The organism is Agromyces sp. PvR057 (genome assembly GCF_040547485.1).
In the GTDB taxonomy this organism is placed as follows: domain Bacteria; phylum Actinomycetota; class Actinomycetes; order Actinomycetales; family Microbacteriaceae; genus Agromyces.
In genome coordinates this window covers 13,097-34,494 of sequence record NZ_JBEPPT010000005.1, presented here as the reverse complement: position 1 = coordinate 34,494, position 21,398 = coordinate 13,097, and the positions used below count along the sequence as shown (strand labels likewise).

21 protein-coding genes and 1 tRNA gene are annotated in these 21,398 nt (G+C 73.7%); 11 read left to right on the top strand and 11 right to left on the bottom strand.

The genetic code is table 11. The features are described from left to right. Positions 1–34: 34 nt before the first annotated feature. Positions 35–1,708: an arginine--tRNA ligase gene (locus tag ABIC29_RS16230; protein WP_116083110.1), complete on the bottom strand. Its 1,674-nt coding sequence runs from the start codon at positions 1,706–1,708 to the stop codon at positions 35–37. Between the two features lie 37 nt (positions 1,709–1,745). On the opposite strand from ABIC29_RS16230, the gene ABIC29_RS16225 reads away from it, so the two are divergent. The 10 genes from ABIC29_RS16225 to ABIC29_RS16180 all read left to right on the top strand — a co-directional run bounded on the left by ABIC29_RS16225 (position 1,746) and on the right by ABIC29_RS16180 (position 11,339). Further along, positions 1,746–2,390, top strand: a complete 645-nt coding sequence (locus ABIC29_RS16225) for an iron ABC transporter ATP-binding protein (protein WP_354247084.1) — start codon at positions 1,746–1,748, stop codon at positions 2,388–2,390. Between the two features lie 38 nt (positions 2,391–2,428). Continuing rightward, positions 2,429–3,622, top strand: a complete 1,194-nt coding sequence (locus ABIC29_RS16220) for an ROK family transcriptional regulator (RefSeq protein ID WP_116083114.1) — start codon at positions 2,429–2,431, stop codon at positions 3,620–3,622. 175 nt (positions 3,623–3,797) lie between these two features. After that, a tRNA-Arg gene (locus ABIC29_RS16215) sits at positions 3,798–3,870 on the top strand. 97 nt (positions 3,871–3,967) lie between these two features. Then, entirely contained in the window at positions 3,968–4,513 is a 546-nt protein-coding gene (locus tag ABIC29_RS16210; protein ID WP_116083116.1) for a sigma-70 family RNA polymerase sigma factor, read from the top strand. Next, positions 4,503–5,405 (top strand): hypothetical protein, encoded by a 903-nt coding sequence (locus tag ABIC29_RS16205; protein WP_354247080.1) that lies wholly within the window; start codon positions 4,503–4,505, stop codon positions 5,403–5,405. Before ABIC29_RS16210 ends, ABIC29_RS16205 begins: the two co-directional genes overlap by 11 nt. Positions 5,406–5,511: 106 nt before the next feature. Continuing rightward, complete coding sequence (locus ABIC29_RS16200) at positions 5,512–7,548, top strand: TPM domain-containing protein (protein ID WP_354247077.1); 2,037 nt, start codon at positions 5,512–5,514, stop codon at positions 7,546–7,548. 141 nt (positions 7,549–7,689) lie between these two features. Then, positions 7,690–8,424: a PspA/IM30 family protein gene (locus ABIC29_RS16195; protein WP_116083122.1), complete on the top strand. Its 735-nt coding sequence runs from the start codon at positions 7,690–7,692 to the stop codon at positions 8,422–8,424. A 96-nt stretch (positions 8,425–8,520) separates the two neighbouring features. Continuing rightward, positions 8,521–9,396, top strand: coding sequence for an arginase family protein (locus ABIC29_RS16190; RefSeq protein ID WP_116083124.1), 876 nt, complete (start codon positions 8,521–8,523; stop codon positions 9,394–9,396). A gap of 87 nt (positions 9,397–9,483) precedes the next feature. Then, the gene (locus ABIC29_RS16185; protein WP_116083126.1) at positions 9,484–10,956 is read left to right on the top strand and encodes a dihydrolipoyl dehydrogenase family protein; all 1,473 of its coding nucleotides are present in this window, start codon (positions 9,484–9,486) and stop codon (positions 10,954–10,956) included. Next, complete coding sequence (locus ABIC29_RS16180) at positions 10,953–11,339, top strand: Fe-S oxidoreductase (protein ID WP_354247073.1); 387 nt, start codon at positions 10,953–10,955, stop codon at positions 11,337–11,339. The genes ABIC29_RS16185 and ABIC29_RS16180 overlap by 4 nt, the downstream gene beginning before the upstream one ends. A gap of 58 nt (positions 11,340–11,397) precedes the next feature. Here the strand turns inward: ABIC29_RS16180 and ABIC29_RS16175 are convergent, their stop codons facing one another. From ABIC29_RS16175 to ABIC29_RS16150, 6 genes are all read right to left on the bottom strand, one after another. After that, positions 11,398–12,429, bottom strand: coding sequence for an iron-siderophore ABC transporter substrate-binding protein (locus tag ABIC29_RS16175; protein ID WP_354247070.1), 1,032 nt, complete (start codon positions 12,427–12,429; stop codon positions 11,398–11,400). A gap of 84 nt (positions 12,430–12,513) precedes the next feature. Further along, a complete protein-coding gene (locus ABIC29_RS16170; protein ID WP_116083133.1) occupies positions 12,514–13,386 on the bottom strand; it encodes an ABC transporter ATP-binding protein in 873 nt (290 codons plus the stop codon). Next, positions 13,383–14,456: a FecCD family ABC transporter permease gene (locus ABIC29_RS16165; RefSeq protein WP_354247067.1), complete on the bottom strand. Its 1,074-nt coding sequence runs from the start codon at positions 14,454–14,456 to the stop codon at positions 13,383–13,385. The genes ABIC29_RS16170 and ABIC29_RS16165 overlap by 4 nt, the downstream gene beginning before the upstream one ends. Next, positions 14,456–15,538: a FecCD family ABC transporter permease gene (locus tag ABIC29_RS16160; protein WP_354247065.1), complete on the bottom strand. Its 1,083-nt coding sequence runs from the start codon at positions 15,536–15,538 to the stop codon at positions 14,456–14,458. Before ABIC29_RS16160 ends, ABIC29_RS16165 begins: the two co-directional genes overlap by 1 nt. Continuing rightward, positions 15,535–16,515: a siderophore-interacting protein gene (locus ABIC29_RS16155; RefSeq protein WP_354247062.1), complete on the bottom strand. Its 981-nt coding sequence runs from the start codon at positions 16,513–16,515 to the stop codon at positions 15,535–15,537. The genes ABIC29_RS16160 and ABIC29_RS16155 overlap by 4 nt, the downstream gene beginning before the upstream one ends. A gap of 47 nt (positions 16,516–16,562) precedes the next feature. Continuing rightward, positions 16,563–17,984, bottom strand: coding sequence for an amidase (locus ABIC29_RS16150; RefSeq protein WP_116083140.1), 1,422 nt, complete (start codon positions 17,982–17,984; stop codon positions 16,563–16,565). Positions 17,985–18,081: 97 nt separating this feature from the next. Here ABIC29_RS16150 and ABIC29_RS16145 point away from each other — a divergent pair, with 97 nt between their 5' ends. Further along, positions 18,082–18,726 carry a hypothetical protein gene (locus tag ABIC29_RS16145; RefSeq protein ID WP_147309180.1) on the top strand — a complete coding sequence of 215 codons (645 nt, stop codon included), beginning with the start codon at positions 18,082–18,084 and terminating at the stop codon, positions 18,724–18,726. Between the two features lie 56 nt (positions 18,727–18,782). Here ABIC29_RS16145 and ABIC29_RS16140 read toward each other — a convergent pair whose 3' ends face one another. From ABIC29_RS16140 to ABIC29_RS16125, 4 genes are all read right to left on the bottom strand, one after another. Beyond that, on the bottom strand, positions 18,783–19,361 hold the full coding sequence (locus tag ABIC29_RS16140; RefSeq protein WP_116084733.1) for a GNAT family N-acetyltransferase: 579 nt from the start codon (positions 19,359–19,361) through the stop codon (positions 18,783–18,785). 87 nt (positions 19,362–19,448) lie between these two features. Next, positions 19,449–20,138: a uracil-DNA glycosylase gene (locus tag ABIC29_RS16135; protein WP_116083145.1), complete on the bottom strand. Its 690-nt coding sequence runs from the start codon at positions 20,136–20,138 to the stop codon at positions 19,449–19,451. 1 nt (position 20,139) lies between these two features. Further along, the gene (locus ABIC29_RS16130; RefSeq protein WP_354247058.1) at positions 20,140–20,856 is read right to left on the bottom strand and encodes a Type 1 glutamine amidotransferase-like domain-containing protein; all 717 of its coding nucleotides are present in this window, start codon (positions 20,854–20,856) and stop codon (positions 20,140–20,142) included. After that, the gene (locus ABIC29_RS16125; RefSeq protein WP_116083150.1) at positions 20,853–21,392 is read right to left on the bottom strand and encodes a phosphoribosyltransferase; all 540 of its coding nucleotides are present in this window, start codon (positions 21,390–21,392) and stop codon (positions 20,853–20,855) included. The genes ABIC29_RS16130 and ABIC29_RS16125 overlap by 4 nt, the downstream gene beginning before the upstream one ends. Positions 21,393–21,398 lie beyond the last annotated feature (6 nt).

Genomic DNA, 21,398 nt, shown 5'->3' with positions numbered 1-21,398 from the left:
TCATTGCGTGCCGTGCCGAAGCAGCGTACCGAAGTCACATGCGCTCGGGCGCGGACACTCCCAGCAGTGCGAGGCCGTTGCGGATGACCTGGCCGGTCGCGTCGTTCAGCCACAGGCGCGTGCGGTGCAGGTCGCCGATGGGCTCCTCGCCGAGGGGCAGCACGCGGCAGTTGTCGTACCAGCGGTGGTACAGGCCCGCCAGCTCCTCGATGTAGCGCGCGACGCGGTGCGGTTCGCGCAGTTCGGCGGCCTGCGCCACGATGCGCGGGAACTCCTGCAGGGCGCCGAGCAGCGCCGACTCGGTCTCGTGCTCGAGCAGCTCGGGCGCGAAGCTCGAGCGGTCGACGCCCACGGATGCCGCGTTGCGGTCGACCGCGGAGGTGCGGGCATGCGCGTACTGCACGTAGAAGACGGGGTTGTCGTTCGTGCGACGCGTGAGGATCTCGGGATCGATCGTGAGCGGCGAGTCGGCGGGATAGCGCGCGAGCGTGTAGCGCAGCGCGTCGGTGCCGAGCCACGCCTGCAGGTCGTCGAGCTCGATGATGTTGCCGGCGCGCTTGGAGAGCTTCGCGCCGTTGATCGACACGAGCTGGCCGATGAGCACCTCGATGTCGCGCTCGGGGTCGTCGCCCGCGGCGCCGGCGAGCGCCTTGAGGCGGTGCACGTAGCCGTGGTGGTCGGCGCCGAGCAGGTAGATCTTGTGGCCGAAGCCGCGGTCGCCCTTGTCGAGGTAGTAGGCGGCGTCGGCCGCGAAGTACGTGTAGACGCCGTTGCCGCGGCGGATCACGCGGTCCTTGTCGTCGCCGAAGTCGGTCGTGCGAACCCAGACCGCGTCGTCCTCGTCGTAGACGTGGCCCTGCGCGCGGAGGCGCTCGACGGCCGTGTCGACGTCGGAGAGCCCGTCGTCGTTCTTCGCATGCAAGCGGCGCTCGCTGCTCCAGACGTCGAAGTGCACGTTGAAGCGCTCGAGCGAGGCGCGGATCTCGCCGAGCTGGAGCTCGTAGGCGATCTCCTTCGCCGTGTGCAGCGCGACGTCGTCGGCGAGCGCGAGCAGGTTCGGCTCGCGCTCGAGCACGCGCGTCGCGAGGTCGGCGATGTAGCTGCCGGGGTACCCGCCCTCGGGCGTGGGCTCGCCCTTGGCCGCGGCGAGCACGGAGCGGCCGAAGGTGTCCATCTGGTTGCCGGCGTCGTTGATGTAGTACTCGTTGGCAACGTCGGCGCCCGCGGCGCGGAGCACGCGGGAGATCGCGTCGCCGAGCGCCGCCCACCGGGTGTGCCCGATGTGCAGCGGGCCCGTGGGGTTCGCCGAGACGAACTCGAGGTTGATGCGCTGGCCCGCGAGCTTGTCGCTGCGACCGTAGTCGGCGCCGGCGTCGACGATGGCCTTCGCCAACGCGCCGGCGGCCGCCGCGTCGAGGCGCACGTTGATGAAGCCGGGGCCGGCGACCTCGGCGCTCGTCACGCCGTCGACGCCGGCGAGTCCGGCGGCGAGCTCGGTCGCGATCTCGCGCGGGTTCGAGCCGAGCGGCTTCGCGAGGCGCATCGCGATGTTCGAGGCCCAGTCGCCGTGATCGCGGTTCTTGGGGCGCTCGAGCACGATCTGCTCGGCCGAGATGGCGAGCTCGACCTCGGTGCCGGCTTGCCGACGTCGTTCGACCATGGCGGTCACGAGGTCGAACAGGGCACGCGAGAGGTCGTCGGGAGTCACCCGCAAATCCTACCGTTCGACGTTGTACAGTCTGTCCATGCCCCGCCCCGCCCTGCGCCGTCCTGCCCGAAGCCTCCGCTCCGCCGTCGGCTCGACCCTGCTCGTCGTGGCATCGGCGGTGCTGTTGAGCGGGTGCGGCCCGGCGGGCGCCGACCCCACCCCGTCGGCCTCCGACCCGGCCCAGTCCGGATCGCCCGCGGCATCCGACCCCGCGGCGTCGCCAGAGCCCACCGAGACCGTCGAGCCGCCCACGCCGTTCGCGATCGCCTGCGATGCGCTCGTCACGCCCGACCAGCTCTACGCGTTCAACCCGAACGTCGGGGCGGCGCCCGACTACGAGCCGCAGGCGGACACCGTCGTCGCGGTCGCGACGGATGCCGCGGGCACCGCGTGCGGATACCTCAACCAGACGAGCGGGGCCCTCATCGAGGTCGCGGTGGCGACGCCGTCCGCCACGGCGCTCGAGACCGCGGCGAACGACGCCGCCGCCTCGAGCACGGCCGTGCCCACCTACGGCACGCCGCCAGAGGTGACCGGCTTCTTCGACCACAGCGGCTCGCACGGGCAGGTGCAGGTCTTCACCGGCCCCTACTGGGTCGTGGTCGACTCGACCGAGTTCTTCGAGCCCGGCGACGCGCAGCGGCTCGTCGATTCCGTGCTCTCCAACCTGCCGGCGAGCTGACCCGCCCGGCCCGACCGACCGACCAGAGGAGCGACGCGGTGGCGCCGAACACACCTGGAACCCCGTCCTGGCTCGGTGCCGTCAACGACCGGGCCGGCCTCGCCGTGCTGCTCGACCACGGCCCGCTCACGCGCAACCGCATCTGCGAGCTCGTCGGCGTCTCGAAGCCGACCGCCTCGCAGATGATGAGCCGCCTGCTGCAGCTGGGCGCCATCGAGGAGCAGGGCCTGCTCGCGGGCAGCGCCGGCCGCGCGGCCGTCGTCTACGCGGCGCGCACCGATCGTCGCGTCGGCGTCGCGCTCGACCTCGACGCGTTCGAGTTGCGCGCGACCGTCGTCGACGCGGCCGGCACCGACCGCCCCATGGTGCGGATGCCGCTCCCCCGCGACCCGACCGCCCGATCCGCGGTCGACGAGGTGCGCCGGGCGATCGACGCCGCGAGCGAGGCCGCCGGCACCTCGCCGGATGCCGTGCACACGATCTGCATCGGCATCCCCGGATACGTCGACCCCGGGTCCGGCGGCGAGCTGTTCAGCGAGACCCTGCCCGGCTGGCCCGTGCGGGCCCTTCGCCAGATCCTCGAGGACGACCTCGGCCGCACCGTGCTCATCGAGAACGACGTGAACCTGGCGGCCCTCGCCGAGCGCGAGGTCGGCGCCGCCGCCGGACGCGACGTGTTCGCGCTGCTCTGGCTCGGCAACGGCGTCGGCGCCTCGTTCGACGTCGCCGGCGACCTGCACCGCGGGTCGTTCGGCGGTGCGGGCGAGATCGGCTTCCTCCCCGTGTCGGCCGAGGCGGCCGTCATCGACCCGGCCGCGCGCACCGTGCAGGACCTCGTCGGCGGGCGCGCCGTCGCGCTGCTCGCGAAGCGCCACGGCATCGACGCCGACGGCTTCCACGCCGCGCGCGAGGCGCTCGCCGAGCCCGGTGCCGACGACGCGAGGCGCGCCGTCTTCGACGACCTCGCCGAACGCGTCGCGCACGTCGCGCTCCCCGTGATCGCGACGCTCGACCCCGGCCTGATCGTGCTCGCGGGCCCGACGGCCAACCTCGGCGGCGAGGCGTTCGCACAGGCGGTGGCGGCCGGCATCCGTCGCATCAGCCGGTGGTACCCCGAGGTGCGCGCGACGACCGTCGAGGGCGATTCGGTGCTGCGCGGCGCGAGGAGCCTGCTCGGCAGCCGCGTGCGCGAGGAGCTGCTCGACTCGGTCGCCGCGCTCGGTCGAGCCTGACCGCAGCGGCCGCCCGGCGGTGACCGCTGCGGGCGCGCCGGCACCTCGAGCGGGCGCGCCCCGGCAGCGCACCGGCGCCCGACGGACGGCGGAACGAGCGCCGCACGGGCGGCGCACGGGCGGCTGACGGGCGGCTGAACGCCCTCGCAAACGGTGCTAGTGTTGACGGCTGTGCGCCTCCGTAGCTCAGGGGATAGAGCGCCGGTTTCCGGTACCGTAGGTCGGGGGTTCGAATCCCTCCGGGGGCACAAAATCCCGTCGTCTTCGACGGTCACCCAACGAAACGCGTCATCCGTTCGTCTCTTCAAGTGACGGCGGACCCTCCGCCGTCGGGAGGAGCCGGTCTTGGCCCGCACCTGGGACGACGTCGCGACTCGGCTGGTCGCCGAGCGCGGTGACGCGCTCACGCGCTACGCGTACCTGCTGACCGGCAACGTCGACGACGCCGCCGACCTCGTGCAGGACGCCCTCGTGCGCACCTTCGGCACGCCGAGGTTCCACCTCGAGCTGCCGCGCGCCGAGGCCTACGTGCGACGGGCGATCCTGAACGCGGTGATCGACCGCTCGCGCCGCGACGGCACCTGGCGGCGAGTCCGCCACCTGGCGGTCGCCCCTGCGAGCACCGAGGCCGAGTCGACGGGAACCGACGAACGCCTCGACCTCATGCGCCGCATCCGCGCGCTCGCGCCGCGCCAGGCCGCGTGCATCGTGCTGCGGTACTACGAGGACCTCACGGTCGACCAGGTCGCGGCGACGCTCGGGCTCAGCTCCGGCGCCGTGAAGCGGTACCTGAGCGACGCGCTGCGGGCGCTCTCCTCCTCGATCCGGGCCTCCGACGCCGCCCTGCTGCGCCAGGCCCCCACCCGGACGGAGGGTGACCATGTCGCCTGACCCCACCGACTCGCCCGACCCCGCCGAGCCGATCGACCCCCGAGTGCCGCCGGACGCCGCCGTGCCGTCCGACGCGCGCAGCCTCGCCGAGGCGCTCGCCGACGAGGCGGACGCCGCGGACGCCGCCGGCCGCCGCCCGGTCGACCTCGAGGCGGTGCTGCGCGGCAGCCGTGCGCTCCGGCGACGTCGGCGCCGGGCCGTGGTCGGCGTCACGGCGTCGGTCGCGGGCCTGCTCGTCGTGGGCGCGCTCGCGCTCGGCGTCGGATCGCTGGGCGAGCGCACGGCGACCACCGCGGGCTCGACCGCGGCCGACGGCCCGGCCGAGTCGGAGGCCGAGCTCGGCGACGACGCGGCATCCGGGCAGCAGGAGGCCGTCGCCCCGCAGGACGGGGCCCAGTTCGGCGACGATGCCCTCGTCGTCGGCCCCGACGCCGTGAACCGCTGCGGCGAGCGGATCGCCTCGGCGACGGATGCCGCGGACGGCCCCCTCACGGCCGCGATCGTCGCGCCCACCGGGCCGGTCGCCTCCGGCTCAGACGCGGTCGTGCGCGTGCGCATCGTGAACGAGGGCCCGACGGTCGTCGAGGGGTCGCTGCGGTCGGCCCCGTCGGTCACCGTGTCGGATGACGGCACGACCGTCTGGCACCCGGCCGCCCTCGACGCCGGGCTCGTTCCGGTGCGGCTCGCGCCGGGCGGGCAGCTCGAGCTCGAGGGGGCGTTCACCGCCGAGGCCTGCACGGCGGCCGACGAGCAGGACGGTGCGCTCGCGGCCGACCTGCCCGCCCTCTCGCCGGGCGCCTACGAGCTCTCGGCCGCGATCGGGTTCGTCGGGGCGACGGGCTCGAGCCCCGTGCTCATCGTGTCGCCGACCGTGCCGGTGACGATCGGCTGACCGCGGCCGGGGACGTCGGCGCGCCGGGTGCCGATCGTGGACGGCGACGGCGGCGCGCCATAGACTCGAACTCGGTCCGTTTCCGGGGTCTGGAAGGCATTGGTGCATGGCGTCGAACCGTCGTAGTGCGACGATCATCGCGAGCCTTCTCGGCCTCGCCCTCGCCCTCGCCGGGGCCGCTCCGGCCTGGGCCGAAGACCCCGTCGAGTTCGGGCAGAGTCCGATCGTGGACACGGTCGGCGCCCTCGACGGCCGAACCGACGACGTGCTCGCGGCGATCTCGAAGACCGCCGACGACACCGGTCGCCAGCTCTTCGTCGCCTACGTGGGCGAGTTCACGAACCCCGAGACGGCCGACACCTGGGCCAACGACACCGCGGTCGCGAACAACATGGGCGACGAGGACTACCTGCTCGCGGTCGCCGTCGACGGTCGCGCCTACTACCTCTCCGCCGCCGACGACGCGCAGGTCCCGGCCGACGAGATCCAGCGCATCAGCCTCGAGGTCATCGAGCCCGAGCTCGTCGACGAGGACTGGGCGGGGGCCGCCATCGCCGCTGCGGAGGCGCTCGACACGGGCGGCTCGGGCTCGGGCTCCGGCTCCGGCTGGGGCTGGGTGTGGTTCCTCGTCATCGGCGCGGCCGTGGTCGCGGTCATCGCGATCCTGCTGGCGCGGCGCGCGAAGAAGGGCGGAGCGACGGATGCCGCGGCCGGCCCCGGTGCGGCACCCCCCGTGCCGCTCGACGACCTCCGACGCAGCGCCGGATCCGCCCTCGTGCAGGCCGACGACGCCATGAAGACGAGCGAGGAGGAGCTCGGCTTCGCGACCGCCTCGTACGGCGACGAGGCGACCGCGGCCTTCCGCGGCGCACTGGCCGAGGCCAAGGCGAAGGTCGCCGAGGCGTTCTCGCTGCAGCAGCGGCTCGACGACGACACCCCCGACACCGACGCCGACCGGCGCGCCGCCTACGAGGGCATCATCCGGCTCACGGGCGAGGCCGACGCGCTGCTCGACGAGCAGGCCGAGGCCTTCGACGCGCTCCGCGACCTCGAGCGCAACGCGCCGGCCGAACTCGAGCGCGTCGCCGCCGAGGCCGCCGCCGCCGAGGCCTCGATCGCGCCGGCGGCCGAACGCCTGCGGGCGCTCGGCCAGCAGTACGCGGCATCCGCACTCACCGCCGTCGCCGACAACCCCGCCCAGGCCGCGTCGCGCCTCTCGTTCGCGAGCGAGGAGCTCGGCCGGGCGAGGCAGGCCGTCGCCGCCACGCCCGCGCAGAGCGCCGATGCGGCCGTCGCGATCCGGGCGGCCGAGGAGGCGGTCGACCAGGCGGTGCTGCTCACCGGTGCCGTCGACCGGCTGGCGGCCGACCTCGCGCAGGCCGATCGTGCGATCGCGGCGGGCGTCGCCGACCTCGAGGCCGATGTGCTCACCGCACGCCCCCTCGGCGGCGAGGCCGCGCAGACGGCCGAGCGTACGGCGGCCGTCGCCGCGGAACTCCGCGCGGGCGTCGGCATCGCCGGCCGCGATCCGCTCGCCGCGAGCGCACGCCTCACGCAGGCGAACCACGAGATCGACTCCGTCATCGCCGCGGCGCGAGACGCCGCGGAGCAGGCCGCGAGGACCCAGGCGCTTCGCGAACGCGCCGTCGCCAACGCGCGCGTGCAGGTGCAGACCGCAGAGGACTACCTCGTCGCGCGCCGCGGCGCGGTCGGAACCGACGCGCGCACCCGCCTCGCCTCGGCGGCCCAGCTGCTGCAGCAGGCCCAGACCAGCACGGACTCCGCGGTCGCGGTCGAGTCGGCGCAGCGCGCCGAGCGACTGGCGGCCGAGGCGCTCTCGCTCGCCCGCAACGACGTCGAGGGGTTCGGCGGCGGCTTCGGCAACGCCGGGTACGGCGGCGCGGCCGGCCGCGGCGGATCGAGCGGCGGCGACATCATGGGCGCCGTGCTCGGCGGCATCCTCATCGACTCGATGCTCGGCAGCGGCCGGCGCTCGTCCGGGGGTTCCGGCGGGTTCGGCGGGTTCGGCGGCGGGTCATCGGGCGGGTTCGGGGGCGGAGGCCGCTCCGGCGGGGGCCGCTCGGCCGGAAGCTTCGGCGGAAGCGCGACGCGCGGTCGTCGCGGAAGCGGAGGCCGATTCTGACCGGCCCGGACCCTTCTCATCGCACCCGCCCCGACCGACCGCGGGTCGCACGGCCTCCCGCACGACGACCGCACTGACGCAGACCGGCAGACCCGCATCCGCAGACCTGTCCGCGACGAGCACCTGACGAAAGGAAACACCATGACCAAGCAGTCCATCTTCGGGAGGATCTCCACCCTCCTCCGCGCGAACGTGAACGCGCTCATCGACCAGGCCGAGGACCCCCAGAAGATGCTCGACCAGATGGTCCGCGACTTCACGAACAGCATCGCCGACGCCGAGGCCGCGATCGCCGAGACCATCGGCAACCTGCGCCTGCTCGAGGACGACCACCGCGAAGACGTCGAGGCCGCCCGCACGTGGGGCGAGAAGGCCATCGCCGCGAGCCGCAAGGGCGACGAGCTGCGCACGGCCGGCGACACGGCCGGGGCCGACAAGTTCGACAACCTCGCCAAGGTCGCCCTCAGCCGCCAGATCTCGGCCGAGAACGAGGCGAAGGCCGCCGAGCCGCAGATCGCCGCGCAGACCGACGTCGTCGAGAAGCTGAAGTCGGGCCTGAACGGCATGAAGGAGAAGCTGGTCCAGCTGAAGAACAAGCGGTCCGAGCTCGTCGCCCGCGCCAAGACCGCCGAGGCCCAGCGCCAGGTGCACGACGCGGTGAAGTCGATCGACATCCTCGACCCCACGAGCGAACTCGGTCGCTTCGAGGACAAGATCCGCCGCGAGGAGGCGGTCGTGCGCGGTCAGGCCGAGCTCTCCGCGTCGAGCCTCGACGCCCAGTTCAACGAGCTCGACGACCTCGGCGAGCTCACCGAGGTCGACGCCCGACTCGCAGCGCTGAAGGCCGGCGGCGCCCCGAACGCGATCTCGGGCTGAGTCCCGGCTGATCAGCGGGCAGTTCCGCTGCTCGGAACGACCTCGCGCGATCGGAACGGCTGGCACCAGCCGTTCCGATCGCGCGATACTTGGCACATGCCCGCAACGTTCGTCGTCGTCCCCCTCTGGCAGGGTTCGGTCTCCTCACGCGCGATGAGCCTCGCCGACGGCGCCGCGGCCATCCTCGGAGACCTGCCGGCCGCCGCCACCGTGAGCATCGACGTGCCGATCGAGGCCGGCGAGTCACTGGGCACCGGCATCCGCCGATACAGCGCCGTGCGCCGAACGCGCGAGCGCACCGAAGAGGCGCTGGCCGCCGTCACCGGCACGGCGATCACCATCGGCGGCGACTGCGGTGCGGCGCTGCCGGGCGTGGCCCATGCCGCGAGGAGCTCCGACGGTGGACTCGCGGTGCTCTGGCTCGACGCCCACCCCGATCTGAACACGCCCGACTCCTCCCCCTCCGGCGGGTTCGGGGGCATGACCCTGCGGCACATCGCGGGCGACGGCGCCGACGGGCTCGCCCTCGAAGGCGAGAGCCGGGTCGACCCGCAGCGGATCGTGCTCGGCGGCATCCGCGCCATCGACGCCGAGGAGCACCGCTTCATCGACGAGCACGGCATCGACGTGCTCACGGTCGAGGACCTCTCCGACCCGTCCATCGTCATCGCCTCGCTGGAGGCCACCGGCGCCTCCCACGTCTTCGTGCACGTCGACCTCGACGTCCTCGACCCCTCGGCCCTCGCGGGGCTCTCGTACCCGATGCCGTTCGGCGTCGACGCGTCGACGCTCGTCGCACTCGTGAAGGCGGTCGTCGCACGGTTCCCGCTCGCCGGCGCGGCGATCACCGGGTTCGCGCCGAACTCCCCCGGCGCCGCAGACGACGACCTGCCCACCATCCTCCGGCTCGTCGGCGCACTCGCGAGCGGCGCGACCGCCGACCCCGCGGCATCCGCGACGCCCGCACGCTGACCCGGCCGCGCAAGGGGGTGCCGTCCCCCGTTCGCCGTGCCTAGGCTTGGGCCATCCGCCGGCACAGGCGGGTGCGAGAGGAGACCGATGCAACGCGAAGTCGACGTCGTCGTCCTCGGCGCAGGACCGGTCGGCGAGAACATCGCCGACCGCGTGCGCGCCGCCGGACTCGAGGTGGTGGTCGTCGAACACGAACTCGTCGGCGGCGAGTGCTCGTACTGGGCGTGCGTGCCCTCGAAGGTCCTGCTGCGCAGCGCCGCCGCGCTGCGCGCCGCGAAGCGCGTTCCCGGCGCGGCCGAGGCCGTCACGGGCGGGCTCGACGTCGAGGCCGTGCTGCGCCGACGCGACGAGTGGGTCTCCGGCTGGAGCGACGCGGGCGCCGTGTCCTGGCTTGAAGGCGCCGGCATCGGCCTCGAACGCGGGCACGGGCGGCTCGACGGGCCCCGCCGCGTGATCGTGTCGCGGGACGGCACCGATTCCGACGCCGCCGACACCATGACGCTCGTCGCGAGGCACGCGGTCGTCGTGGCGACCGGCTCGGACCCCGTGGTGCCGCCGATCCCCGGGCTCGCCGAGGCATCGCCCTGGACGAGCCGCGAGGCCACGAGCGTCGAACGCCCACCTGCCCGGCTCGCGATCATCGGCGGCGGCGTGGTCGCCTGCGAGATGGCGACCGTGTTCGCCGGGTTCGGCACCGAGGTCGTCGTGCTCGCCCGCAGCGGGCTGCTGGGCGGCATGGAGCCGTTCGTCGGCGACGCCGTGGCGGCCGGGCTCCGCGGGCTCGGTGCGACGGTGCGAACGGGCGTGCAGACCACGAAGGTCGAGCGCACCGACGCCGGCGAGGTCGTGCTCACGCTCGACGACGGATCGACCGTGGTCGCCGACGAGGTGCTCGTCGCGACCGGACGCAAGCCGCGCACCGACGCGATCGGCCTCGAGACCGTCGGCCTCGAGGCGGGCGACTGGCTGCACGTCGACGACGGCCTGCAGGTCGAGGGCCTCGATGCCCCCGCAGCGGGCGACGACGGTCCGTGGCTCTACGCCGCGGGCGACGTGAACCATCGCGCGCTGCTCACCCACCAGGGCAAGTACCAGGGCCGCGCCGTGGGCGACCTGGTCGCGGCCCGCGCCACGGGACATCCGAGCGACCTGAGCGCATGGGGAGTGCACGCGGCCACAGCCGACCACTCGGCCGTTCCGCAGGTGGTCTTCGCCGAGCCGGAGGCCGTCGCGGTCGGGCTCACGGAGGCCGAGGCGAAGAAGGCGGGGCGCACCGTTCGCGCGGTCGAGGTGTCGATGACCTCGGCGAGCGGCGCCGGCATCCTCGCCGACGGCTACGAAGGGCGAGCGAAGCTCGTCGTCGACGAGGAGCTCGGCACCGTGATCGGTGCGACCTTCACGGGCCAGGATGTCGCCGAGCTGCTGCACTCGGCGACCATCGCGATCGTCGGCGAGGTGCCCGTCGACCGGCTCTGGCACGCCGTCCCGGCGTTCCCGACGATGAGCGAGGTATGGCTGCGGCTGCTCGAGGCGCTCGGCCGGCCGGAGACGCAGGCGTGAGCCGGCTGACGATCCGGTCCACCGATTCGCCCATCAGCCGCGCGGGGTTCTGGTGGGCGACGTGCGTCGGATTCGTGTGGGGCTCGCTCTGGAGCACGGGCCGGGTCGAGCGGCGGAACGGCCTGTTCGTGTTCACCGGCATGCCGAGCTGGACCTTCGGTCGTGGCGGCTCGTGCGTCGGCATGTGCTACCTCACGAACCGCAACGACTCCGACACGGTGCTCGGCCACGAGGCCGTGCACAAGCAGCAGTGGCTGAAGTACGGCATGCTGCTGCCGTTCCTGTACCTGCTCGCCGGGCGGAACCCGTTGAAGAACCGCTTCGAGATCGAAGCCGGGCTCGAGGCGGGCGGCTACCTGCCGAGGCGTCGCACCGCTCGGTGAGATGCCGACGGCCGGCGCCCCGTTCTCACGGGGCACCGGCCGTCGGCCGTGGTGCGTCCTACTCGGCGAGGACGCCCGCGATCGCCTCGATGAGGGCCGGCATGCCGCCCTCCCACTTGAAGCTGAGGGCGGTGGGCGGGGAGACCGACGAGACCGTGACCGGGTCGTAGACCTGGGCGACCTTGCCGGCCGCGACCGCGGGGATCGCCTGGGTCTCGGGCTTCGTGAGGAGCGCCTCGGCGTCCTCCTTCGAGTTGGAGTAGTTCACGATGAAGTCGGCGTCGAGCTTGTCGAGCTGCTCGTAGCTCAGGTCGTAGTAGAACCCGCCGTCGCTCGTGTCGAGTTCGGCGACGCTCGGGGCGACCTCGAGGCCGAGCTCGGTCAGCACCGCGATGCGCGGGTCGGCCTCGGTGTAGACGGAGACGACGCCATCGCCGTCCCAGATGCCGGCGAAGGTCTTGCCTGCGAACTCGGGGTGCGCGGCCGCCTCGTCTGCGAGGTACGCGTCGATGTCGTCGAGCACGGCCTCGCCCTCGGCCTCGAGGCCGAGTGCGCGGGTCGTGATCTCGATGGTCTCGTCCCAGTCGGTGGTCCACGGGGCCTCGGGGTAGGCGACGACCGGCGCGATGTCGCTCAGCGTGTCGTACTGCTCCTCGGTGAGGCCGGAGTACGGCGCGATGATGAGGTCGGGCGCAGCCGCGATGAACTCCTCGTAGGGCACGCTCGCGCCGCCCTCGTCGTCGTTCAGCACGACGGGGTGCTCCACGCCCGCCTCGTCGTAGGCGTCCTCGACCCAGGGCAGGAGGTTGCCCTCGCCGACGGTCCAGCTCTGCTCGGCGACGGCGACCGGGTAGACGCCGACGGAGATCGCGGCCTCGGTGGAGCCCCAGCCCCAGGTCGCGACGCGCTCGGGCGCCTCCTCGATGACGGTCTCGCCGAACGCGTGCTCGATCGTGATCGGGAAGCCCGTGCCCACGGCCGCCTCGGGTGCCGACGTGGGCTCCTCGGTGGTGCCGGATGCGCAGGCGGTCAAGGTCAGTGCCGTGGCGGCGAGGCCGGCCAGGGCGATGAGCGGACGTCGAAGACGCACGGAGAACTCCTCGGTTCGTGGGTGGGGATAAGGCAAGGCTAACCTAAGGGCAACCGAGGGCGAAACCGCCAGGTCACGGCCCGGTCACGATTCCTCGGACACCGGTGACGTGGTCGGCGCCCGGTCGGCCATCGCGCCCGTGTGGTAGCGACCGACCGGCACGATCATCGGCGTTCCGGCGACCGGGTCGGGGATCACGGACGCCTCGAGCGCGAACGCGCTCAGCACCGTCTCGGGCGTGAGGATCGCCGACGGCGTCCCCTCGGCGATGATCGAGCCCGCCGACATGACGACGAGGTGGTCGGCGTAGCGCGCGGCGAGGTTCAGCTCGTGCAGCACCATGACGACGGTCGTGCCGCGCTCCCGGTTGAGCTCGGTGAGCAGGTCGAGCAGCTCGAGCTGGTGCGTCACGTCGAGGTAGGTCGTCGGCTCGTCGAGCAGCACGATGTCGGTCTGCTGGGCGAGCACCATGGCGATCCACACGCGCTGGCGCTGGCCGCCGGAGAGCTCCTCGAGGCGCCGGGTCGCAAGGTCGGAGATGCCGGTGGCGGCGAGTGCCTCGGCGACGAACCGGTCGTCGTCGCTCGAGTGGCGTCCGAACCAGCCCTGGTGGGGATAGCGGCCACGGCCGACGAGCTCGGCGACCCGCACGCCGTCGGGGGCGATCGAGGACTGCGGCAGCACGCCGACCCGGCGCGCGAGGTCTCGACGCGGCATGTCGGCGACGTCGCGGCCGTCGAGCGTGACCCGGCCGCCGTCGAGCTGGTGGAGCCTGGCGAACCCGCGAAGCAGGGTCGACTTGCCGCAGGCGTTCGGGCCGACGATGGCCGTGATGCGGCCGCTCGGGATCACGAGGTCGAGGCCGTCGATCACGCGTCGGCCGTCGTAGCCGAGGCTGACGCCCTCGGCGGCGAGGCCGACGGACGGCGTCTGGGCGACGGGTGCCGGTGCGGTCATGCGCGGGACTTCCTCTCGGTGCGGGCCAGCAGCCACAACAGGTACGGGGCGCCGATGAGGCCCGTCACGATGCCGACGGGCGCAGTGAATTGGGGCAGGGCGAACTGGCCGAGCACGTCGGCGCCGAGCGTGAGCACGGCCCCCGTCACGACCGACGCGGTGAGCGCGGCGCTCCCGTCGTCGACGAGCCGGCGCGCGATCGCCGGGGCGATGAGGGCGACGAACGCGATGGGACCGGCGACCGAGGTCCCGACCGCGATGAGCAGCACCGCGATGAGCAGCAGGATGCCGCGGCGAACGTGCGTGCGCATGCCGAGGGAGATCGCGTGGTCGTCGCCGAGCGCGAGCACCGAGAGGCCTCTGGCGAAGACGGCGACGAGGACGCATCCGATCACGACCCCGAGCATGAGGAGCACGAGCGCCTCGCCACGCACGTCGGAGACGCTGCCGACGGTCCAGAGCAGGGCCGCCTGCGCCTGCCGGATCTCGGCGCGGGCCAGGAGCCACGCGATGAGCGAGGCGCCCACGTACGCGAGCCCGACGCCGACGAGGACGAAGCGGATGCCGTGCAGGCCCTGCCGCCACGCGGTCGCCCAGATGATCGCGGCGACCGCGAGGCCGCCGGCGAGCGCGAAGCCCGACACGACCGCGCCGCCGAGGCCGAGCCCGAGGATCGCCCACACCGCGCCGAGGCTCGCGCCCGTCGAGACGCCGAGGATGTCGGGGCTCGCGAGCGGGTTGCGCAGCACGGCCTGGAAGATCGCTCCGGCGAGGCCGAACGCGGCGCCGACGAACACGGCGGCGAGGATGCGCGGAAGCCGCAGCGTGAAGACCACGAGCTGCTCGGTGCGGTCGCCCTGCCCGAAGAGCGTGGCGAGCACGCGGTCGGGAGCGACGCTCGCGGCGCCCGAGGAGATCGCGATCATCGCGAACACGAGCGCGAGGGCGGCACCGACCGCGAGCGTCACGAGCAGTCGCCGGCGGCTGCGTCGACGCACCGCGCCGACGGCGAGCCGCACGTCGTCGACCGACGCGCCCGGCCGCGTCGCGGCATCCGTCACGATCGCCATCAGAGTCCCGCCACGTTCCGGCTGCGCGCGATGGCGATGAGCACGGGCGCCCCCAGGAAGGCGGCCACGACACCCGCCTCGAGCTCGGCGTTCGGCACGATGAGGCGGCCGATGACATCGGCGGCGAGCAGCATCACGGGGCCGAGCAGGAGCGCGGTCGGCATGATCCACCGGTAGTCGGTGCCGACGAGGCGGCGTGCCGCGTGCGGCACCACGAGGCCGACGAGCGCGATCGGCCCGGCGAGCGAGGTGGCCGTTCCGCAGAGCAGGACGAGGCCGATACCGGCCGCGAGCCGCGTGGTGCCGACCCGTTGCCCGAGCGAGTTGGCCACGTCGTCGCCGAGCGCGATGAGGTTGAGCCGGTTGGCGAGCACGAAGGCGATGATCGCGCCGACGAGGATGAACGGCCAGAGCAGGGCGGCGACGTCGAGGCCGCGGCCCGTGAGCGAGCCGACGGCCCAGAACCGGTACTGGTTGAAGGTCTCGGTGTCACGCAGGAGCACGAGCGCGATGAGCGGGGTGATGAACGCGGTGACGGCGGCACCGACGAGCGCGAGGCGCACCGGCTGGCCTCGGCCGATCGAGAAGACGATCGCGGCCGCGGCGGCCGCGCCGGCGAACGCGAACCAGATGTACCCGAGCGGCGAGCTCACGCCGAGCAAGGCGATGCAGAGCACGACGGCGAGCGAGGCGCCCGCGTTCAGGCCGAGCAGGCCGGGGTCGGCGATCGGGTTGCGCGTGACGCCCTGGATGAGCGTGCCGGCGAGGCCGAGGGCGACCCCCGCCAGCAGGCCGATGACGGTTCGGGGAACGCGGAGCTGCCAGACCACGTTGTGATCGGCGTTCGCGGGGTCGGGCCCGACGATGGCCTGCCACACGACGCCGGGGTCGATCGAGCGCACGCCGAACACGAGGCTCGCCGCGACGATCGCCAGGAGCGCGAGCGTGCAGGCGGCGAGCACGACGACGGCCCGCCCCGAGCCGACCCGACGCGCGCGTCGCCGATCCGGGCCGACGCGGGCGGCGGAGGACGTGCCGACGGTCTGCGCCGCGAGGCCGACCACGGCGGACGGCCCGCTCACTCGAGTTCGGCGCGCCCGCGGCGCCAGTAGCCCATGAACGCGACCTGGCGGCGGTCGAGCCCGGCTTCGCGCACGAGGAATCGGCGCAGGCCCGTGATGACGGATGCCTCGCCCGCGAGCCAGGCGTAGCAGGCGCCGTCGAGGCTGTGGCCTGCCGGCACGTCCCAGAGCGGCGTGTCGGGCAGGTCGGCCCGCTCGGCCGCGGCGAGCGCGGCGGCGGACTCGTCGGTGCCGGCGCGGGTGACGCCGAGGTCGGCGAGGTGTCGCACGACCCAGTCGCGCACGGCGGGTGCGAGGAGGGAGCCGTGCTCGGCCGCAGGGTGGTCGCCCTCGGCCTGGCCGGCCCCGCGCGCGAGCCATCGCACCTCGACGCCGTCGGGCGCGCGCACGTCGAGGCGGTCGCCCTCCTCGGGCACCTCGAGGAACGCGGCACCGGTGGCGTCGGCGGGCAGCGACTCGAGGATCGCGCAGATCGCCGGAGTCGCGGTCTCGTCGCCGACGAGGAGCAGGGTGTCGACGTCGCCGGGGCGCCAGTCGATGCCGACCGTGCGGCCCGCGCCGAACTCGTCGGGACCGATGAGCACGATCTCGTCGCCCGGCGTCGCGCGCGCGGCCCAGGCCGACGCGGGTCCGGCGTCGCCATGGGAGGCGAACACGATGTCGACCTCACGCTGTTCGGGGCGCACGGCGCGCACCGTGTACGTGCGGAACGGGTTGCGCAGGTCGCCGGGCAGCTCACGCCACTGCGTGTACCAGTCCAGGCCGTCGGGGAACGACGCGAAGCCGTTCGCCGCGAGCGGCAGCACGACCTTCACACGCTGGTCGAGCCCCGCGGTGCCGAAGTCGGCCAGGTCGTCTCCGGTGAATGTCACGTTCACGAAGGTCGGCGAGAGCCGCTCGACGCGCGCCACCGCGACGCGGAAGTTGCGGTATGCGGGTCGCTCGCGCCGAGGGGGTTCGACCACTGAGGTAAGCATTACCTAAGTCTGACACACGGCCCCGCGGCCTCCGAACCGGCGGCCGTTCACCAGACGGGCGGATGCCGCGGCGCACGCCGCAGCCGGCGCTCGAGCTGGGCGGCGAGCGCGAAGAGCGTCGCCTCGCCGCCTGGCCGACCGATGAGCTGCACGCCCATCGGCACGCCGGACTCCGTGAACTCGACCGGCACCGTGATCGCCGGCAGCCCCGCGACGTTCACGAAGGAGGTGAACGGCGTCACCTGCACCTGCTGCGCGAAGTTGTGCTCGCCGTCGTCGGCGTCGTACCAGCCGACGGGCGGCGGCGTGAGCGCGAGCGCGGGCGTGAGCACGGCGTCGTAGGAGGCGAAGCGCGCGATCACGCGCCGTTCGAAGTCGGACAGCCACGAGAGCGCCTCGGCGAGCTGCCTGGCCGGCAGCGCGCGCCCGCGCTCGACGAGCCACTGCGTGAGCGGCTCGAGCAGCGCGAGGCGCTCGCCGTCGACGGGGACCGTCGCGGCTCCGGCCTGCCAGATCGTGCGGAACGCGGCGGGATACCCCGGTTCGGGTGCGTCGGGGACCCGCTCGATGCCGTGCCGACCGCCGTCGAGCACCGCGATCGCCCGGTCGAGCGCGGAACGGGCCTCTGGCGCGACCGAGATCTCGTACGCGTCGTCCCAGGGGGTCTCGGTCATCACGCCGATCTGGAACCTCCCCTCGCCGCGGATCGCCTCGCCCAGGTACGGCCCGTCATCGCCCGGCGCCCGCACCGCGAAGGCGTGCGCCGCCGGATACCCCGTCGGAGCGATCAGGCCGTCGAGCAGCAACGCGGCGTCGGCGACGGTGCGGGCGATCGCCCCGACGACGCCGAGGCCGGCGAGGCCGCCGAGCCCGGATCCGGAGGGCACGCGACCGCGGGAGGGCTTGATGCCGACGAGGCCGCACACCGCGGCGGGGATCCGGATCGATCCACCGCCGTCGGAGCCGGGTGCGAACGGCAGCATGCCGGAGGCGACGGCCGCCGCCGCTCCCCCGCTCGACCCGCCGGCGCCGAGCCTCGGGTCCCACGGGTTGCGGGTCGGGCGTCCGATGAGCGCCTCGGTGTAGGACGGCAGCCCGAACTCGGGCGTCGCGGTCTTGCCGAGGCTGATCGCCCCGGCGGCGTCGACCGCCTGCACGAGGTCGTCCGAGGCATCCGGGACGAAGCCCTCGAACGCGCGCGATCCGAACGACGCCGGCACGCCGGCGCGGGGATGCAGGTCCTTGTCGGCGAGGGGCAGCCCCCAGAGCGGCGCGGTCTTCGGCACGTTCCGCATGACGGACTCGGCGCGCTCGAGCGCCCGTTCGGGCGTCAGCGTCGCGAAGGCCGCGAGTTCGGGGTCGAGGCGCTCGGCACGCGAGAGGTAGTGGCGGGTGACCTCGACCGGCGACACCTCCCCGCGTTGCAGCGACTGGTGCAGTTCGAGGGCGGTGAGCTCGTGCAGGTCCACGCCTCGAGCCTACGACGCGAGTGCGACCGCACCGCCACGCCGGACGCCCGCAGGCGAAGACGCCGCCGGAGCTGGGCCTGCCGCTAGCATGGCGCCCGTGGGCAGCACTCCGGGCACGGCCAGGATCACGACCTCGATCACGCGGCATCCGCTGGTCTGGGGCGTGGGCTGGAGCGTCGTGTTCGGGGCCGTGCTCCTCATCGCCGTCTCGCTCGATTGGCACGGGCTGGTCGACTGGCTCCTGATCGGGCTGCTCGTGCTGCCGTCGACGATCGCCACCGTGCTCGTGCTCGCGTCGACCCCACGAGCCAGCTTCGAGTCGATGAGCTCGGTGTTCTCGCACTTCTTCGTGCGCTACCTGGCCCTCGTCTTCGGCCTCGCCGCGTGGGGCCTGTCGGTCGTGGTCGGTGCGGCGATCTCGCAGTCGATCCAGCTCGCCGCCGAGCAGCGGGAGGACGAGATCCTCGGCATCGGGATCGACGTCATGCTCGTCGTGGTGCCCGTCGTGGCCGCCCTGCTCTGGGCGGCGTTCGTGCTGCGCTGCGCCTGGTTCCTCGTGCGGGTGCGCGGCTGGGCCGAGGTTCCCGGTGCCGACCGGGTGCCGTCGCACCTGTTCGAGGCGAATCCGGCACTGCGCCGGGTCGTGGTCGGGCTCGCGCATCCCGCGCTCTTCGCGGCGACCGGCCTCGTCGTGGCGATCGCGGGTCCGTCATCGGTCGGCACCCTCGAGATCACCTTCTGAGCATCGGTCCGGCGCGCGCCTGCAGCCGGCCGCGGCGGCGGGTGTTCGGCGCGGACCTACTTCAACGAGCGCTGCAGCAGCACCGTGCCGAGCCAGCGGTCGAACTTGAACCCGACGCGGCCCATGCGGCCGATCTCGGTGAAGCCGAACTTCTCGTGCAGCGCGATCGAGGCGTCGGCGCCCTGGTCGGCGATGACCGCGAGCATCTCCTTCAGCCCGGCGGCCTTCGACCGCTCGATGAGTTCCCCGAGCAGCGCCCGGCCGAGCCCCTTTCCCGCCGCGGCCGGGCCGAGGTAGATCGAGTTCTCGACCGTGAACCGGTAGGCGCGCTTGGGCTTCCACGGCGCGACGAGCGCGTAGCCGAGCAACTGGCCCGACGGCGCCTCGGCGACGATGAACGGCATGCCGAGCTTCGTCAGGTGGGCGAACTTCGCCTTCCACTCCTTGAGCGTCATCGCGTCCTCATCGAAGGTGACCGTGGAGTTGGCGACGTAGTAGTTGTAGATCTCGCGCACCGCGGGCAGGTCGGCGGCCACGGCGTCTCGGAGTTCGTACGTGAACGGCGCCTCGGGTTGCGGGGCCCTCCGCAGGTGCTTCGGCAGTTCGCGGCGCGGCTGGTATTCCTCCTCGAGCATGCCGACCACCCTACGCCGCGGAGATCACGTGCGGATGTCACGCTGCGGGGCGCGCACGGGCGGATGCCGCGGCATCCGCCCGTGCGGTCAGGCGAGCGACCAGTCGACCGGCGCCGCGCCCTGCGCCGCGAGCAGGTCGTTCGCGCGGCTGAAGGGCTTCGAGCCGAAGAACCCGCGCCTGGCCGACAGCGGACTGGGATGCGCGGACTCGATGACCGGTGTGTCCCCGAGCAGCGGCCTCAGCTGCTGCGCATCGCGCCCCCACAGGATCGCGACGAGCGGGGTTCCACGGGCCGCGAGCGTGCGGATGGCGTGGTCGGTGACCAGCTCCCACCCCCTGCCCCGATGCGAGCCCGCCTCGCCGGGGCGCACCGTGAGCACGCGATTCAGCAGCATGACGCCGTTGCGGGCCCATGGCGTCAGGTCGCCGTGCGCGGGCGGCACGACGCCGAGGTCGGCGGCGAGCTCGGCGTAGACGTTGCCGAGGCTCCGCGGCAGGGGGCGCACGTCCCGGTCGACCGCGAAGGAGAGGCCGATCGGATGCCCCGGCGTCGGGTACGGGTCCTGGCCGACGATGAGCACGCGGACCTCGTCGAGCGGCGTCGCGAACGCCCGCAGCACGCGGTCGCCGTCTGGCAGGAAGCCGCGCCCGGCGGCCGCCTCCCCGCGGAGGAACGCGCCCAGCTGCGCGAGGTCCGGGGCGACCGGGGCGAGCGCCTGCGCCCATGCCGGGTCGACGAGCCCCGCCTCGACGAGCTCGTCGAGGGTCTGCACCACGTCAGGCGCCGAGGGTCGAGACGAGCACGCCTCCGTCGGCCGGGAGCACGCGCCAGACGCTTCCCGAGCCCAGGACCCGCAGTCCGCCCTCGCCGACGATCAGGGCCGTGCGCTCGTCGATGCCGAGCGCGCTCTCGATGAGCCCGGATTCGACGGCCGCGACGAGCCGCGAGAGGTTGCCGCGCTGGGCGACGTGGGCATCGACCGCGACGTCGACGAGCCCGAGGCCCGCCTCGACCTCGAACTCGACGCCCGGCTCCGAGGGGTCTTCCGGCGACACGAGGACGCCGTCGATGCGCGCGCCTCCGCCGAGCGAGGCCTCCGCGGCGATCATCGCCCCGGCCGAGACGCCCAGGTACGGCACGCCGGACGCGACCTGACGCCTGACCTCGCCGAAGACCGGCTCGACGCCCGCCCGGACCTGCTCGACGATGCCCCCGCCGACGACGATGCCGTCGACATCGACGATCGCCGTCGGCTCGACGGATCCGCCGCTCTCGACCACGGTCACGTGCGCCTCGAAGTCGTCGGCGGCCGAGAGCACGGCGATCAGGGTCTCCGCGGCCCTGGCCCCGGCCGGATGCACGGAGAGCACGGCGATCCGAGGCCGGGTCCGACCGGCCGAGCGTCCGTGGGCGGCCGCCTCGGCGAGGAACGGGGCGTACAGCGGGGCGTCCTCGGCGGTCAATGCGCCGCCGCCCACGAGATGCACGCTCATGCGACCGACCCCGCAGCCGCGGCATCCGCGACCTGCACCGGCGGCAGCGCCGACCACGGGAACACGATCCAGTCGTCGGTGCGCTTGTAGTCGAAGTCGGGCGCGAGCACGGTGTGGGACTTCGTGTAGAGCGTCGCGCTGCGCACCTCGGCACCGGCATCGCCCAGGATGCCGACGACCTTGGCCAGCGTGCGGCCCGAATCGGAGACGTCGTCGACGAGGAGCACGCGCTTGCCGTTCAGGGCCGGCGCATCGAGCATCGGCGGGTGCAGCACGGGCTCCGGCAGGCGCTCGTCGACGCCGGAGTAGAACTCCACGTTGATCGAGCCGCAGGCCTTGGTGCCGAGCGCGTACGCGATCGCGCCCGCGAACAGCAGGCCGCCGCGGGCGATCGCGATCACCACGTCGGGGCGGAAGCCCGAGCCGAGCACGTCGGCCGCGACCCGGCGCGAGGCGTCGGCGAAGTCGTCCCAGGTCAGGATCTCGCGGCGGATCCCGTCGTCGGCCGTGCCGGCGTCATTCGCATCGAAGGTCATGCCCCA

What these genes read in the sequence shown, in the direction of transcription:
- ABIC29_RS16155 (WP_354247062.1), bottom strand. Translation starts at nt 16,515, where the DNA reads ATGCTTACCTCAGTGGTCGAACCCCCTCGGCGCGAGCGACCCGCATAC.
- ABIC29_RS16195 (WP_116083122.1), top strand. Translation starts at nt 7,690, where the DNA reads ATGACCAAGCAGTCCATCTTCGGGAGGATCTCCACCCTCCTCCGCGCG.
- ABIC29_RS16185 (WP_116083126.1), top strand. Translation starts at nt 9,484, where the DNA reads ATGCAACGCGAAGTCGACGTCGTCGTCCTCGGCGCAGGACCGGTCGGC.
- ABIC29_RS16225 (WP_354247084.1), top strand. Translation starts at nt 1,746, where the DNA reads ATGCCCCGCCCCGCCCTGCGCCGTCCTGCCCGAAGCCTCCGCTCCGCC.
- ABIC29_RS16200 (WP_354247077.1), top strand. Translation starts at nt 5,512, where the DNA reads ATGGCGTCGAACCGTCGTAGTGCGACGATCATCGCGAGCCTTCTCGGC.
- ABIC29_RS16190 (WP_116083124.1), top strand. Translation starts at nt 8,521, where the DNA reads ATGCCCGCAACGTTCGTCGTCGTCCCCCTCTGGCAGGGTTCGGTCTCC.
- ABIC29_RS16130 (WP_354247058.1), bottom strand. Translation starts at nt 20,856, where the DNA reads ATGAGCGTGCATCTCGTGGGCGGCGGCGCATTGACCGCCGAGGACGCC.
- ABIC29_RS16125 (WP_116083150.1), bottom strand. Translation starts at nt 21,392, where the DNA reads ATGACCTTCGATGCGAATGACGCCGGCACGGCCGACGACGGGATCCGC.
- ABIC29_RS16170 (WP_116083133.1), bottom strand. Translation starts at nt 13,386, where the DNA reads ATGACCGCACCGGCACCCGTCGCCCAGACGCCGTCCGTCGGCCTCGCC.
- ABIC29_RS16165 (WP_354247067.1), bottom strand. Translation starts at nt 14,456, where the DNA reads ATGGCGATCGTGACGGATGCCGCGACGCGGCCGGGCGCGTCGGTCGAC.
- ABIC29_RS16140 (WP_116084733.1), bottom strand. Translation starts at nt 19,361, where the DNA reads ATGCTCGAGGAGGAATACCAGCCGCGCCGCGAACTGCCGAAGCACCTG.
- ABIC29_RS16205 (WP_354247080.1), top strand. Translation starts at nt 4,503, where the DNA reads ATGTCGCCTGACCCCACCGACTCGCCCGACCCCGCCGAGCCGATCGAC.